Below are 14,077 nucleotides of genomic sequence, written 5' to 3'. Positions count from 1 at the left end.
CATGAAGAAACTACAGCTTACCCATCATGCCCCCGCCTATCTGCGAGTGTCGATCAACAATCCACCCCTCAATCTCTTCGATCCAGAGATGAGTGATTCGTTGCAGGAATTAATCGCTACTATCGAGGGCGATGAGGATCTCAAAGTCGTCGTTTTCGACAGCGTGGTGCCGGACTATTTCATGGCACATGTCGATCTCGCCAGAGTTGCCGAACTGAGTACCGAGCCTGGCCCCACCGGTTTGTCTCCATGGCCGGATGTCGCGCTTCGATTGCAACGTGCGCCGTTCGTGACAATCGGAGTCCTGCGCGGTCGAGCCCGCGGTGTGGGCAGCGAGTTCCTCCTCGCCCTCGACATGCGCTTTGCCAGCCGCGAGCGCGCAATCCTCGCCCAGATCGAAGTCGGCTGTGGAATCATCCCCGGCGGTGGCGGGCTGGAGCGGCTGCCATCATTGATCGGCCGCGCCCGTTCCATGGAAGCCATAATTGGCGGTGAGGATTTCGATGCGGACACCGCGGAACGCTACGGCTGGGTCAATCGCTCAATTCCGGACGCGGAGCTTGACGGCTTTGTCGAGCGGCTTGCCCGGCGGATCGCCGGGTTCGACCGCCAAGCCATTGCCGCTGCGAAACAATCGATCAACGAGCGCACGGGACTCCCAACCTTGGCAGATATCAGGAGCAGCGAGACAAAATTTTTCGAGGCGGCGGCTCGCTCCACCACCCAGAGGCGCATAAGCTCTCTGTTGCAAAGTGGATTGCAGCAGCCCGGTGATTTAGAACTCCGTCTCGGTAAACTTCTCGGACCCTAATATCAATCAAACCATGATTCCAACCATGCCCGAATTCACACCCCCTGGAAATCCTTCATTTGATAATGTCTGTCGCTTTTTAGCAGAGTCATTTTCAGCCGATTTCGCCACCTGGTTAATCGGTGAATCTATTGAACTCACCCAACTCAGTCCATCAGAATTATCCCTATCAGGATGTATACATTTCTGACAAGTGAAAGTTATTCGTCATTTATAGCAATTCCCAATCTCATGAAATACACCCCACCCGCGCTGTCGCGCACCCTCCCCTTACCAAGGCTACCGTGTACACACAAGTGATCTGATTACCCAAAACAAGCCCTGGCGATTATAAATCACGGCTACACAAACAAAGTCCACCTGCGTGGACTAAGAAACAATACTGTTTTTCAACCCACGGAGGTGGTGAGACCAGTCCTGTAGGCGGGTCTCCCGCCGTAGGGAACTGGCGAATCCGAAGGAGTTTTGCCTGTGTAGTTGCGGTTTCTAACCGCCGATTTAATCTTAAATAGGACTTGTGTGTACACTGTAGCCTTACCAAGGGGAGGGTTGGGGAGGGGTAATTTTGTATCTAACTAGAGTGGGAAAGGCTATATCAATAAGCAATAATATTCAAAATGTCGTGAAAAAATGTGCTTTTAGCTAGGCATATTACAGACATGATTAAATTAAAACCCTTTTAGTAAACGTTGAATAGAAACTTTAATTTCTGGAAATGCTAACGGAGATATTTCACCTAAAGTCAAGGTTAATTCTTGGGAATAATTACTATTTATTGGCTCTCTAAACACTTTGACTTGTTGATTCTTTAAATCTACTACCCAATATTCAGAAATTGATGCAGCAGCATAGGTTTTGCGTTTTACATCTAAATCTTTATTCAGGGTAGTTTTAGAATATTCGATTAACCAAAATATATTTTCAGGATAAGGATGGCGACTGCGATAAATAGCACGCTGTGGTTCAAAAGAGTGCTAAATCTGGTTCTGGTTCTGAATTACTTTCACCAATAGTAATAGGTTTTGCATCTCTTACCAATGCTTTTGAACCGAGTAATTCCCGCAAATACTCAGCAGACTCAGTATTAATTTGTGCGTGTTCTGGTCCTTCCGGTACCATGTTGATAATTTTTCCATTAAGTAGTTCAACCTGACGACTAGCTAAAGGCGCCAATTTCAATCATGCGATGATAGTCGTCTAAACTCCATTTAGCAGTAGTAACTGTCATGGTGAGTTTTCCTTGCATCCAGGGTGTGATTTTCATTTTAATCTCAAAATTCAATACAAAGATGAGATATTAGGTACTGTGAACGGGTATCACTGCCGAACTGGATAATACAACCCATCTTCAGCCTGAAATTTCCACCCCAACTAGGATCTGCGTTATTTAGAAGAATGTGATCCATGGTTATATACACGTAAATAAATCCCTTAAACAACATCAACAACGTTCTTGCAAGAGATTGTTGCACAACGTTGTATAAAGAGTTTACATATTTATCCAACAACGTATACAATGTTCACCCCCTTCAGAACCAAACAAGTGAGCATATATGCAAGTCAAAAAGGGAATAACAACCGAAGGAAAAGAAATTTGGATGGTTTTAAATGATGATTACTCTCCCGTAATTCCAATCTATGACTATCTGCGTTACTTAGAAAATAAAAATTACTCACCAAACACGATAAAAGCTTACGCTAGAAATCTGAAGCTTTATTGGGAGTTTTTGGAATCATGAGAAATTGATTGGATTCAGATAACAATTTTGAAGCTATCCGAATTTATACATTGGTTAAAAACTTCCTCATCAAAAATAATTAATTTATCTTCATCAAAGATGGGAAGAACAGAGAAGACTATTAATCATATATTAAAAACCGTTAAATTATTTTATGAATTTCAGACGAGATTGGGAGTTACTGAACCTATTAACTTCTACCACGCTAAAAGAATAGATCCTTCTAAATTGAAGTACAAATCGTTGTTACATCATACACAAAAAGGAATAATTAAAACCAATATTCTCAAATTGAAAGAACCTAGAACTTTCCCTGGATGCTTGACAAAAGAACAAGTACGTAAGTTGATTGATGCTTGTAACAATATTAGAGACAAATTTTTAATCTGCCTACTATACGAAACAGGGATGAGAATAGGAGAAGCATTAGGGCTAAGGCACGAAGATATCTTCTCTAAAGGAGTTAACGAAATTCATGTAACCTATAGAGATGATAATGCCAATCATGCTAGAGCCAAAACAGGAAGTAGAATAATTCATGTCTCTAAAGATTTAATGCGAATGTATTCAAATTATTTAGTAGATAATTATCCGGACGTTGACAGCGATTATGTATTTGTCAATTGTTGGAAACATCCATTGGGAGAAGCAATAACAAAATCCAATGTGGATAATTTATTTATTCGTCTAGCTACAAAAACAGGAGTTAAAGCTTATCCCCATCTTTTGAGACATACTCATGCTACAGAACTAATTAGAGCAAATTGGGATATGGCCTATGTACAAAAACGGCTAGGTCATTCTGATATCCAAACAACAATTAATACTTATGTTCATCTCACTGATGAAGATTTAGCCTTAAAATATCAAGAATATTTGGAGAATCAAAATCATGATTGAATCTGCACAAATCAAATTTTCATCATCTCCATCTCTTGAATTCAACCCAACTGAATTTTTTGCATCTGATATATGGACTGCTGAGAACTTAGGATTAAGAGTACATCCAGGTAACACGGAGAGTAAGTTATACTTTCATCGCATCAAGCAAAAATGGTTAAAAGATTTAGTGAAAAAATATATTTTTTATCGCAGCATCAATCTACAATTTTCCAGTCTTTGTAGAAATTTAAAAGCTCTCAAGAATTTTGGATTATTTTTAGCCAAGTTTTTGCCAGAATTAATCAATGCCAATCAAATTAATGAAAAAACTTTAAATGAATACTACATCTACTTAAAACAAAAGCAATTTAAACCGTCCCATTTAAAAAAGGAATTAATTACCTAAAAGTGTTTCTAGATGTAGGTAATACTCAAGATTGGTTTAATGTTTCCTATAGATTTTTAAATGATTGGATAGCTACAGCAAATAGGGAGATAAAAGTAATACCTCGGTTTATTCCTAATGATGTACTTCAACAGCTTAACCAGCATCTTGAAGCTTTACCAGAACCAGTTCAACGAATGGTGTTAGTGATCCAAGAATGTGGATTGAGGGTAAGTGAGCTTGTTGGTCTAAATTTTAATTGTTTACAGGAAGATGCTAAAGGAGGATGGTTTATTAAGTTTATACGGTGGAAGATGAAAAAAGAAGATATTATTCCTATTTCCAATGAACTAGCCGGAGTAATTAAAGCACAACAAAACTACATTATTAAGGAACTAGGGCAGAATTACAAATACTTATTTTGCACAAGTAGCCAACATTTCAATAACAAAGATTTAGCAGATTTTAATCCTCAGCCCCAAATCATGATATCTCAAAGGTTTAATGACTATTTAAATTGGTTAGCTAAGAAGTTTGAAATTCGTGATAGCTCTCAAGAAATCTGGCATTTCCAAAGTCATCAGTTTCGTCATACTGTAGGAACTAAAATGATTAATAACAATGTTCCACATCATCATATTATTCAGCGATATTTAGGACATAGTTCGCCAGCTATGACTTCAGTATATGCTCGCATTATGGATTCTACTCTTAAACAAGAAATTAAAAATTATCATAGCAAAGTAGTGAATATTTCTGGACAAGTCATGGAATCAAAATTTCCCGAATTAGACAATGATACAGAACTGCAATGGATGAAAAAGCAAGTTTTAGGTGAAGTTTTAGGTGAAGTTTTAGCTCATGGTTATTGTGCTTTACCTGCACATTTAGACTGCTCTAAGGGTAATGCTTGTCTTCAGTGTGGTGATTTTCGTACTACCAAAGAGTTTTTAGATAAACACAAAGAACATCAAGAACGTACTCGTAAAGCCTTGGAAGTAGCAACCAACAACAACTGGAAGCGCCAAGTTCAAATTAATGAGGAAGTTCTAAGTAACTTAAACAAGATTATTGATGAGTTGGAGAAAGATTCTCATGAATGAGGCTAAAAATAAACGTTTAGCTGCTCTGAGTAATGCTGCTTTAGAGAAAAAACGTTTAGCTGCTGAGGCAACAGATAAAGCTATTAGAAGCTTAACTATCTCAAATCAACCGATAACTGTAGCTAATGTAGCAAGATTAGCTGGAGTTTCTACTAGTTATATATACAAATACCCAGAGTTAAGAGAAAGAATTAACTCACTGAGAACACAACAACATCCAATTAGATTGTCACAAAATACAGCATCTATTTCTTCTCAGGCTACAGTAATCTATACTCTCCGGGAAGAAGTTAAACGATTAAATTCTCTGTTAATAAAGTCGAAACAAGATAATCAGTTACTGATTGGTCAAATTTATCAGCAACAAGATAGTCAAAAGCTAATTGAGCATTTACAGAGCGAAAATAAAAAACAAGCAGAACAAATACAGCAACTTCATCAGGAAATTAAATTAATCAATCAAGAATTGAAAATTTCTCCCAAGATTTATTTGTTGTCAACCATCCTAGTCAATCTACTTCTGAAGAAATAAATCCTGTTAAAATGGTTGACAAGATTATTAATTCTGAAATAACATTTCAATTAGAGAAGATGGGAATTAAGCTCAATCCAGGATTAACTGAATTAATTGAATCATCAACAGAGGAACAAGTACAATATGCTATCGCGGTAGTCAAAGAAACTTTATCTAAAGGTACAAAAGTCAGATCAAAAGTTGGATTATTTAAAACATCATTAGCTTCTGTTTAAACACCCATAAGATTAGCTTTAAATATAGGCACGTTTAAAACAGATAAAGCCGCAATGATGTTCTACGTTGTGTAAACTCTGCATAACGTCAACCCCTTGTACAGTAGGCATTGTGTACGTTGTGGTGTATATAACCATGGATCACATTTTTGAGTTGCTTTGGGAGCAAGGCTTGTGTGTACACCGTAGCTACCGACTCCTCTAGTTTGAGCCAGTTCTTTTAATCTTGTGTGTTTGTCATCTGGTAAACGGATAGTTAAAGTACACATTTTTTTAGCTCCTAATGATTTCTTCGGGTTTTAATATTGATAAATTCGGAAATTAGCAATTCCGCATTTTGGAAATCTTTGATGTTATTAGTAGCAATAATTTCTGCATTCCCAGCAACGGCTAATTCAATTAAGTGGTTGTCAGATCAGATCAGTGAAACAGTGCTAAATCAGAATGATTATGAAATATTTCAGGGACATAAATATTTTAGTTTTCTTCCAAAGTAAATTATCTTTGGTGTTGATTTGATTAGTACTTAACATCCCTAGATTTAATTAAAAACCCGTTGCTATATCAGTATTTGGTATCTTTGCTATTTAATTTAACTGGAGTTTAGACTAAATTTTTTTGTAGGCTCAAAGCCTTGTCTGGAGAGACTTTGGCGGATTAAGGGGGGAGATTAGTCTAAACTCCAGTATTTAATTATTTGGCTCTTGCGTTCTTTTTATGGTGATTGAGGATTGATTATAACAAAACCCTTACGGGGCAAGGATTATAAACAATTATGCCCATATTTTCAATAAAATGCCCACACAATATAGCCTTTCCCACTCTAGTTAGATACAAAATTACCCCTCCCCAACCCTCCCCTTACCAAGGCTACCGTGTACACACAAGTCTTGAAATCATACCTAACGCTTGGTTTTGCCACTCTAAATCCCAATTTTATAGAGAGATGGAGGTTTGAGTTTCGCAAAATATCAGGCATTTCAGGGGCTAAAAAACCTGAAACCTATGAGGCAACCACTTGTGTGTACACGGTAGCTTACCAAGGGGAGGGTGCGCGACAGAGCGGGTGGGGTGTATTTCATGAGCTTGGGAAAGGCTATAAGGCTTTCAATGGTTTTGAACCAGGTTTTCTATAAAAAGAACCGAAGAGCCAATTATTTTAGCTAATATTAAACATTAATTCTTCATGCCTAGTCCAGCAAAACCAAGTTTTTTGAAATTACTGCGGAATAAATTTGGACTTTTAAGGACATTAGTGTTTTATTATTGCTTGATTATAAAATATTAGAGATTGACTTAGATTTTAATCGTATTGTTTAATTTTATTGGAAACAATTTATTAAGGAGTAGCTGTACAATGGCTAAGATTGTGATCTCAGATATCCATGAACCTAAGTTAGATAATTCTTTTTTAGCTGAACTTTCTTCCCAAGAATCTGATCTTATCGTTGGCGGCGGACTTCTTGGAAGAATAATTGGATCTGTTATAGGAGGCGTTGCCGGATTTTTACTGGCTGGCCCAGCTGGTATTATTGGAGGTATATCCGCTGGTGGTGCTTTGGGTGATGAAATTCAAGACGCTTTATAGCAATAATCTTGAATACAATACAGTTTTGATAAAGTGGGAAGTTTTTAGAATCCCTTTCAGATAAACATCCCAGCAGTACAAGACTCAACCCTGTTAGTGAACTGGCAGGGTTTATTTATGTAAAATTCCTGACGGGATAATGATTCCTACCAGTGGTTTCTGTCCCAATGTAAATTCCCAGGATTCACTACTAATAGAAAAGCTGAAACTATCGCCTACATCAATTAATCCTGACTTGGTTAGTGGGAGTTCACAGGCAATCATTGATTGTCTAACTCTCCACCAGTGAGAATCACATACCCTTACACCGAGCAATGTTTCGTAAATAATTCGCTCCTGTTGTTCCATAAAATTTATGCGTTATGCGTTAGTTGAATTTTGCATAAATGCAGTGGATGAATTGCACATAACGCGTATCTGCATTTCATATCCTGCATTTTGAGGATGGATGCCTGATCAACTAGGGTATATATGCGTTATGTGCATTGCAAATTTTGGCGGTTTTCATTCCTCCATTGCTTGATATTTGGTGCTTTTGCCTATGCGCTTGACTTGCATAGTGGACATGATGCTATACTAATCATCAAGTACATCACTTGTCAATATAGTATATTGGTGATGTACTTAAGACGTATTGGTGCTGATAGATGATAATGGCAGTTAGATAGACAAATGATGCTATTATTCATGGCTACCAAACGACCTAGAACAACTATCAGCTTTGACCCTGATGAGTACGTGGCACTGGAGAAGTGGGCTAAATCTGAATTTCGGTCAGTCCCTCAGCTAGTAAGTGCAATAGTCAAAAGGGCGCTGCTTGAAAAAAACCAATTTGAGGTAGAAATACAAAACCAAAAATAAAGTTAGCGATTTACTGAGAGTGGGCGTTTCGTCATCGCCAACCAACAACGCCAAAAACAGAAAGGTAGGTAAATTATGGTTCAAGTCTTACCTAAAATCAAGCTAGTAACCTTTGAGGAGTTTGCCCAATGGAAACCAGAGGGAGGACGGTATGAACTGCATGACGGGGTAATTATTGAGATGTCACAGCCTACAGGGGAGCATGAAGATATTGTCGGTTTTTTGGCACTAGAAATATCTGCCGACATTAAGCGATTACATCTTCCCTACTTCATTCCCAAAACTGCACTTGTCAAACCACCTGAAAATGAATCCGGTTATTCACCAGATATATTGGTGGTCAATCGCCCCAATCTCGTAAATGAACCTCTGTGGAAAAAGCAATCTACAGTTACTCAGGGTGCGTCAATCCCCTTGGTGATTGAGGTAGTTAGCACAAACTGGCGTGATGACTATTTCACAAAACTAGGTCAATACGAAGCTGTAGGCATTCCAGAATACTGGATTGTAGACTACGCTGCATTGGGAGGTAGGCGTTTTCTTGGCAATCCTAAGCAACCCACTATCTCAATTTACTCGTTAGTTGAAGGGGAATACCAAGTTAGTCAGTTCAGAGGTGACGACCAGATAATTTCAGCAACCTTTCCAGAGTTGTCCTTAACTGCTAACCAGATTTTTCAAGCTGGTAGTTAGGGGATGCTGAATAAATGTAAAACCTATATAAATCAAGGGATATAGGGGGATAAGATACAATAAAGTGCAAGGAATAAGTGATGAAACCATCAAAAACCGTTCATTTACCCAAATTTGAGACTTTCCAGAAGCCAAAACTGTAGAGAACAATTGGCAACAGTTTGAGCTTGATTGTGATGGACGCATTATTAGCGTCAAAGTCAAACCCAAAATGTGGAAGAAGCTAACGGATGCACAGGCAAACTTTCCGATGTGGGTAGCGGCTATTGCCGGGAAAATGGGTGAAGTGACTGATAACGGGTTTGTGCTAAATGAGCCTAATATCCAGGTTTTTGAGAAATAGGCGAATTGCCTTGAAAGTGCAATTAGTAATAAGTGTGATCGCTCATTTCCCCTCTTACCTAAAATCAGAAATCTTTATATTACGCGGCTTTGAGCAACTGAGAATAGTAGCTTTATTTCCGCCGCGTTGTACTAATACCCTAACCCCGCATCACTGCATCTAACAATAAACCAGCATCAAAACGCACAGGATCTGTGCAAGGTAGCCCGGTTTCTATTGTAGTTTGAGCGATCGCACTCCTGGCTTCAGCTTCATCTAAATTTCTAGTATTCAACGCTATACCCACCACAGGAACTTTAGCAAAAGCACCCGCAGCACTAGCCACCATTTCATACATTTTAATTACTTCTGGTAATGGTGGAATTGGTACATGAGGATTATTGCGGTTATGAGTTTGTCCTGCTTGATGAACTAATACCAAATGTGTTGGTTGAGAACCACGAATTAACGGTAAAGTTGCAGTCGAACCGGGATGCAACAAAGAACCTTGTCCTTCAATTTGCAGAATATCGTAGTGTTTACCAAAACGCATTACCAACTGTTCTACAGCACCCGCAGCAAAATCTACCCGCACAGCATCCAAAGCTACACCATCACCTTCTAACATTAAACCAGTTTGGCCAGTTGCCAAAAACTTAGAACGCCAACCCCGCAACTTTGCAGCCCAATGTAATTCTAAACTAGTGGACATTTTACCAATCGCCATATCAGTCCCCACCGTCAACACCCGACGACAGGGAAGAGTCCGGGCTAACCCGGAAGCGACATCTAAATTAGCCGGTTCTTTGCGTACATCCCAAATTAACTGTCCTGGTTTTAAAAGTGCATTCAACTCCGGGATATTAGCTAAAGGTGTGTGTAAACCGTTAACCAAAGACATTCCCCCTTTAAGAGCCTCTTTAATATCAGGCCAGTAATTATCTGGTACTAACCCACCTTTGGGAGCAATACCAATTACTAATACTTCCGGCATATACTGAAACGTTGCCGCTACAGATGCCACAATGGGAACATCACGCTTGATACCTGTTAACTCTGATAAAGATTTACCAACAGATTCACGGTCAATAACTGCGACAATTGGGGCTTCACTGTAGCGTAAAATGGACAAACCGGTTTTACCCTGAGTACCACTGAGTCCCTCATGCAGTAAAATTGCTGTTTTTTGATTAAGCGGCAGACGCACTATATTTTACTCCCAAACCAGGTAAATCATTAGGTAAAACTCGTCCTTCATGCACCACTGCACCCATAAAAGGGTCATCAATTAAATTGAGGTGGCTATCTAAATCTAAATAATCAGCTAAAGGTGCAAGTTGTAAAGCTGCTGTATTAGCCAGTGAACTATCGGAATAACAGCCAAACATCACTTTTAAACCATGTGCTTTGGCTGTATGTACCATTTTCATGGCTTCGCTTAAACCCCCAGATTTCATAAGCTTGATGTTGATACCATCCACATAGTCGGCTAATTCAGGAATATCAGTACTGGTAAAGCAACTTTCATCTACAAAAATTGGTAAAGGGGAATGCTCCTTCAGGGTAGCTAAATTGTTTTCTTGACCCCGTGGTAATGGCTGTTCTATATATTTTATACCTAAATCAGCTAACCAAAGAGACATTGCGATCGCATCTGCGAGATTCCAACCCCCGTTAGCATCTACAAATAATTCTGTTTCTGGTGCTTCTTGCTGCACAGCTAACAACATTTTCCTGTCTGCATCTATCCCTGCTGGGGAACCTAACTTCACTTTTAACAGCCGCACATCCATGTATTCTAACCAGTCTCTCGTCCTCGCAGCAGCCCCTTCTGGGGAATTAATACCAATTGTTACCGAAGTTGGTGCGATCGCCTTTCTATCCAGTCCCCAAAGTTGCCATAGAGGTAGCCCCAGATGTTTACCCATCCAATCATACAGAGCCATATCTACAGCCGCCCTAGCCGCAGAAGGAAACTGTTTTTGAGCCAATACTTTCTCTATCTGCTGCCGTTCCCAAGGGCTAAATGCTTGCAATATAGGGGTGATTTGCAGCAAAGATTCTTTTATTGTATCAGTAGATTGTCTGCGATCGCCCACACCAAAAGGTGATGCTTCCCCCCAACCTTCAATCCCATCATGGGAAATCTGCACCCACACATTAGTTGTCTGTGCTGTTGTTCCTCTACTAATGGTTAATGGAAATCGTTTGTTAACAGTGAATAATTTGACAAGTATTTTCATATTCAAGATTTATGCTCACGCAGAGACGCTGAGGCGCTGAGAGAAGGATGAGAATGTTACAATTTTATTGTGTTGACTGTATATCTTAACTGTAAACATGACTCATTTACGAAAATGGAAAACCTTAGCATCAAACATGATTATAGATCATCACTGGTGTAAGGTTAGACAAGATAAAATAGAATTGCCTAATGGGCAAATTATAGATGACTATTTTATCAGTATTAAACCAGATATTGCACTGGTTTTACCGATTACTAATCAACAAGAAATAATTTTTGTTCGTCAATACAGACACGCTGTAGGGGAATTTTTTTTAGAACTACCCGCAGGAAACTTTAATCCCACCAAAGAAAGTGCAGAAATAGCAGCAATCAGAGAATTAAGAGAAGAAACAGGTTATACTATCCAGAATTTACAAAAAATTGGCACTCTTTATGACAAACCGAGCAAAGACACCAATCAAATACATTTATTTTTAGCAACAAATGCCGTCAAAGTAGGCGAACAAAATCTAGATATTACCGAAGAAATTGAAATTGTTTTAATTCCCATAAAATCAGTATTAGATAAAATTTCTCAAGGAGAAATCTCTGTAGCTGGAACTGTAGCAGCCCTTTTCTTAGGTTTAAATTTCCTCAAGCAGGGATAATTACGAATTATAAATACCGTTTTATCTCGTTTATCTCGTTCCCAGTCTCCGACTGGGAATGCTATATATAGGCTCTGCCTAAAGCTATAGTGGTATGCACTTGAATGAGTTACATCATAGCCCCCTCATCGCTTGCAGGGAGGGGATGAGGTTCTTGTATCTCACTCAACCGAGAACCGCTATATAGCAATTCCCAAGCGCATGAAATACACCCCACCCGCGCTATCGCGCACCCTCCCCTTACCAAGGCTACGGTGTACACACAAGTAATCCTGGCATAGGTTTGAGCCTTTTTTCAGCCGGAAATTTAAGCTTCACCACCGCATAATTTCAGAATTAGGGAGTTAACATCAGTTGTGAGTTGAAGATTACGGCTTAACTTGGCGGTTAGTCTGGCTATAAACCTCAAAAAATTCGTGTAATTCATGCTTTGGTTTGGGGTCTGCGGTGACTTGAATCCTTTTCTCAGGACTGGAAACCATCTCTGGATAAGGATGTGTGTACACCGTAGCCTTACCAAGGGGAGGGGTAATTTTGTATCTAACTAGAGTGGGAAAGGCTATATCATGGGAAGGCAGAGCCTTATAGAATTCATTCCCATACAGAGTATGGGAACGAGAAATAATTACGAATTACGAATTACGAATTACGAATTATTTATCTTGCCCATTGCTGTAAAATATAAGCGTAAAAAGACTCTTTATCTACTTTATCCATCGCGTAAATTTTCTTACCTCCTGATACTACTTTAGTTCGTCCTTGGCTAACACCAGTAGTAATAATTTCTGTTTCCCATTCTCGCAATTCATAAAATTCAGGTTTACCTAAATAAGCCGCTGCCAAAACATCCCAAAAATAATAATCTTGATGTGCAACTAAAGCATAACATTGACCTGCTAAATCTGAAATAGGATATTGGCGTTGTCTAGTAATTTTTTTTAATAACTCTAATGCCATAGGTACATTATTAGTTAAATCCAAAGGACACATAATAACTTCAATTTGTGTTTCCCAAACTCGTGCGGCTGAAACTGCATCCCAATAAACATTCCATTCCGCAGAACCATCTTGTCCTGCTTCTAGACTTTTTTCCACATTTCCTGGTACATTCAAAGCACCTCCCATCCAAACAATTTTGGCAATTTTTTCTTCAATTTCCGGTGCTTGATCTAAAGCTACAGCTACAGTTGTTAAAGGGCCAGTTACCATCAACGTGACTGGTTCTGATGCTTCCCGTAACACCTGCACCATAAAATCTTGACCTGTTTGTGCAACTAAAGGCGTGTTAATAGTTTCTTCTTGATTGAGAATAGGTAAACGATCAATAATAAAAGAATCACGACGATAAAGACGAGGAAAAGGATTAATTCCCCGCACAGTACTTTCTGCAACTGGAATATGAGAAAATCCCATTAAATCAATAATTTTACGAGTAGCACTAACAGATGCTTGAATATAACAATCAGCGGGAGTTGCAACAATGCCAAGAAGTTGGATATGATCCATTGTCAGCAATAGCATAGTTGCTAAATAATCATCTACACCGCCATCATGATCTAGTAATACCAGTTGTTTTTTCATATCAGGAGTTTATCAAATGGACGAATTTATGCAAGCTGCAATTAGCGAAGCTAAACAAGGCAGAGAAGAAGGGGGAATCCCTATCGGTTCTGTTTTGATCAAAGACGGTAAAATTATCGGTAAAGGACATAATAAGCGGGTACAAGATGGTGATCCTGTCACCCATGCCGAAATTGATTGTTTAAGGAATGCTGGGAGAATTGGCAATTACAAAGGTACAACATTATATTCTACCTTAATGCCTTGTTATTTATGCGCTGGTGCGGTGGTACAATTTGGCATTAAAAAAGTAATTGCTGGAGAATCAAAAACCTTTCCTGGTGCGAAAGATTTTATGATTTCTCATGGGGTGGAAGTCGTTGATTTAAACCTTGATGAATGCGAAAATATGATGAGTGAATTTATTACAGAAAAACCAGAATTATGGAATGAGGATATTGGGAATTGAAGAAGTCGGGAATCTGCTA

At 39.0% G+C, this 14,077-nt stretch carries 21 protein-coding genes and 1 pseudogene; 13 read left to right on the top strand and 9 right to left on the bottom strand.

Going from position 1 to position 14,077, the window contains the following annotated elements; all coding sequences use genetic code 11:
• Position 1 precedes the first annotated feature (1 nt).
• Both ACOWPH_RS27940 and ACOWPH_RS27935 read left to right on the top strand, forming a co-directional pair.
• The gene (locus ACOWPH_RS27940) at positions 2-811 is read left to right on the top strand and encodes an enoyl-CoA hydratase/isomerase family protein (RefSeq protein WP_015213359.1); all 810 of its coding nucleotides are present in this window, start codon (positions 2-4) and stop codon (positions 809-811) included.
• A gap of 25 nt (positions 812-836) precedes the next feature.
• Entirely contained in the window at positions 837-1,001 is a 165-nt protein-coding gene (locus tag ACOWPH_RS27935) for a hypothetical protein (protein WP_171815765.1), read from the top strand.
• 478 nt (positions 1,002-1,479) lie between these two features.
• On the opposite strand, the gene ACOWPH_RS27930 is transcribed toward ACOWPH_RS27935, so the two are convergent.
• Together ACOWPH_RS27930 and ACOWPH_RS27925 are read right to left on the bottom strand one after the other, a co-directional pair.
• Complete coding sequence (locus ACOWPH_RS27930; RefSeq protein WP_342342683.1) at positions 1,480-1,716, bottom strand: Uma2 family endonuclease; 237 nt, start codon at positions 1,714-1,716, stop codon at positions 1,480-1,482.
• Positions 1,717-1,774: 58 nt separating this feature from the next.
• Positions 1,775-1,930, bottom strand: coding sequence for a hypothetical protein (locus tag ACOWPH_RS27925; protein ID WP_422665644.1), 156 nt, complete (start codon positions 1,928-1,930; stop codon positions 1,775-1,777).
• A gap of 434 nt (positions 1,931-2,364) precedes the next feature.
• Between ACOWPH_RS27925 and ACOWPH_RS27920 the strand changes: the two genes are divergently transcribed.
• From ACOWPH_RS27920 to ACOWPH_RS27895, 6 genes are all read left to right on the top strand, one after another.
• Positions 2,365-2,550: a site-specific integrase gene (locus ACOWPH_RS27920; RefSeq protein WP_216087736.1), complete on the top strand. Its 186-nt coding sequence runs from the start codon at positions 2,365-2,367 to the stop codon at positions 2,548-2,550.
• 99 nt (positions 2,551-2,649) lie between these two features.
• On the top strand, positions 2,650-3,450 hold the full coding sequence (locus ACOWPH_RS27915) for a tyrosine-type recombinase/integrase (RefSeq protein ID WP_216087737.1): 801 nt from the start codon (positions 2,650-2,652) through the stop codon (positions 3,448-3,450).
• Positions 3,443-3,838 carry a hypothetical protein gene (locus ACOWPH_RS27910; protein WP_422665643.1) on the top strand — a complete coding sequence of 132 codons (396 nt, stop codon included), beginning with the start codon at positions 3,443-3,445 and terminating at the stop codon, positions 3,836-3,838. Before ACOWPH_RS27915 ends, ACOWPH_RS27910 begins: the two co-directional genes overlap by 8 nt.
• A 2-nt stretch (positions 3,839-3,840) precedes the next feature.
• Positions 3,841-4,920 carry a tyrosine-type recombinase/integrase gene (locus ACOWPH_RS27905; RefSeq protein ID WP_422665642.1) on the top strand — a complete coding sequence of 360 codons (1,080 nt, stop codon included), beginning with the start codon at positions 3,841-3,843 and terminating at the stop codon, positions 4,918-4,920.
• Complete coding sequence (locus ACOWPH_RS27900) at positions 4,913-5,452, top strand: hypothetical protein (RefSeq protein WP_422665641.1); 540 nt, start codon at positions 4,913-4,915, stop codon at positions 5,450-5,452. The genes ACOWPH_RS27905 and ACOWPH_RS27900 overlap by 8 nt, the downstream gene beginning before the upstream one ends.
• Before the next feature lie 11 nt (positions 5,453-5,463).
• Entirely contained in the window at positions 5,464-5,670 is a 207-nt protein-coding gene (locus tag ACOWPH_RS27895) for a hypothetical protein (RefSeq protein ID WP_422665640.1), read from the top strand.
• A gap of 62 nt (positions 5,671-5,732) precedes the next feature.
• Here the strand turns inward: ACOWPH_RS27895 and ACOWPH_RS27890 are convergent, their stop codons facing one another.
• Both ACOWPH_RS27890 and ACOWPH_RS27885 read right to left on the bottom strand, forming a co-directional pair.
• Positions 5,733-5,939 (bottom strand): CopG family transcriptional regulator, encoded by a 207-nt coding sequence (locus ACOWPH_RS27890; RefSeq protein WP_015213357.1) that lies wholly within the window; start codon positions 5,937-5,939, stop codon positions 5,733-5,735.
• Positions 5,940-5,943: 4 nt separating this feature from the next.
• Positions 5,944-6,085: pseudogene (locus ACOWPH_RS27885) on the bottom strand (PIN domain-containing protein); the annotation flags it as partial.
• A 942-nt stretch (positions 6,086-7,027) separates the two neighbouring features.
• Here ACOWPH_RS27885 and ACOWPH_RS27880 point away from each other — a divergent pair.
• Positions 7,028-7,258, top strand: a complete 231-nt coding sequence (locus tag ACOWPH_RS27880) for a hypothetical protein (protein WP_096713090.1) — start codon at positions 7,028-7,030, stop codon at positions 7,256-7,258.
• Positions 7,259-7,369: 111 nt separating this feature from the next.
• On the opposite strand, the gene ACOWPH_RS27875 is transcribed toward ACOWPH_RS27880, so the two are convergent.
• Positions 7,370-7,606: a hypothetical protein gene (locus tag ACOWPH_RS27875; protein ID WP_015213356.1), complete on the bottom strand. Its 237-nt coding sequence runs from the start codon at positions 7,604-7,606 to the stop codon at positions 7,370-7,372.
• A gap of 339 nt (positions 7,607-7,945) precedes the next feature.
• Here ACOWPH_RS27875 and ACOWPH_RS27870 point away from each other — a divergent pair, with 339 nt between their 5' ends.
• Positions 7,946-8,119, top strand: coding sequence for a hypothetical protein (locus ACOWPH_RS27870; RefSeq protein WP_171815779.1), 174 nt, complete (start codon positions 7,946-7,948; stop codon positions 8,117-8,119).
• 75 nt (positions 8,120-8,194) lie between these two features.
• Positions 8,195-8,812, top strand: coding sequence for a Uma2 family endonuclease (locus ACOWPH_RS27865; RefSeq protein ID WP_015213354.1), 618 nt, complete (start codon positions 8,195-8,197; stop codon positions 8,810-8,812).
• A 482-nt stretch (positions 8,813-9,294) separates the two neighbouring features.
• Here ACOWPH_RS27865 and ACOWPH_RS27860 read toward each other — a convergent pair whose 3' ends face one another.
• Together ACOWPH_RS27860 and ACOWPH_RS27855 are read right to left on the bottom strand one after the other, a co-directional pair.
• Positions 9,295-10,341 (bottom strand): DUF1611 domain-containing protein, encoded by a 1,047-nt coding sequence (locus ACOWPH_RS27860; RefSeq protein ID WP_015213353.1) that lies wholly within the window; start codon positions 10,339-10,341, stop codon positions 9,295-9,297.
• Entirely contained in the window at positions 10,325-11,377 is a 1,053-nt protein-coding gene (locus ACOWPH_RS27855) for a dipeptide epimerase (RefSeq protein WP_015213352.1), read from the bottom strand. The genes ACOWPH_RS27860 and ACOWPH_RS27855 overlap by 17 nt, the downstream gene beginning before the upstream one ends.
• A 97-nt stretch (positions 11,378-11,474) precedes the next feature.
• Between ACOWPH_RS27855 and ACOWPH_RS27850 the strand changes: the two genes are divergently transcribed.
• On the top strand, positions 11,475-12,029 hold the full coding sequence (locus ACOWPH_RS27850; protein WP_015213351.1) for an NUDIX hydrolase: 555 nt from the start codon (positions 11,475-11,477) through the stop codon (positions 12,027-12,029).
• A 368-nt stretch (positions 12,030-12,397) separates the two neighbouring features.
• On the opposite strand, the gene ACOWPH_RS27845 is transcribed toward ACOWPH_RS27850, so the two are convergent.
• Both ACOWPH_RS27845 and ACOWPH_RS27840 read right to left on the bottom strand, forming a co-directional pair.
• Positions 12,398-12,535, bottom strand: a complete 138-nt coding sequence (locus tag ACOWPH_RS27845; protein ID WP_190645351.1) for a hypothetical protein — start codon at positions 12,533-12,535, stop codon at positions 12,398-12,400.
• A gap of 151 nt (positions 12,536-12,686) precedes the next feature.
• Complete coding sequence (locus tag ACOWPH_RS27840) at positions 12,687-13,610, bottom strand: nucleoside hydrolase (protein ID WP_015213350.1); 924 nt, start codon at positions 13,608-13,610, stop codon at positions 12,687-12,689.
• Positions 13,611-13,626: 16 nt separating this feature from the next.
• Between ACOWPH_RS27840 and ACOWPH_RS27835 the strand changes: the two genes are divergently transcribed.
• Positions 13,627-14,058: a nucleoside deaminase gene (locus tag ACOWPH_RS27835; protein WP_015213349.1), complete on the top strand. Its 432-nt coding sequence runs from the start codon at positions 13,627-13,629 to the stop codon at positions 14,056-14,058.
• Positions 14,059-14,077 lie beyond the last annotated feature (19 nt).

This window comes from Anabaena sp. PCC 7938, from assembly GCF_049315035.1.
Taxonomy (GTDB): domain Bacteria; phylum Cyanobacteriota; class Cyanobacteriia; order Cyanobacteriales; family Nostocaceae; genus Anabaena; species Anabaena cylindrica.
This window is presented reverse-complemented; position numbering and strand designations above follow the sequence as displayed.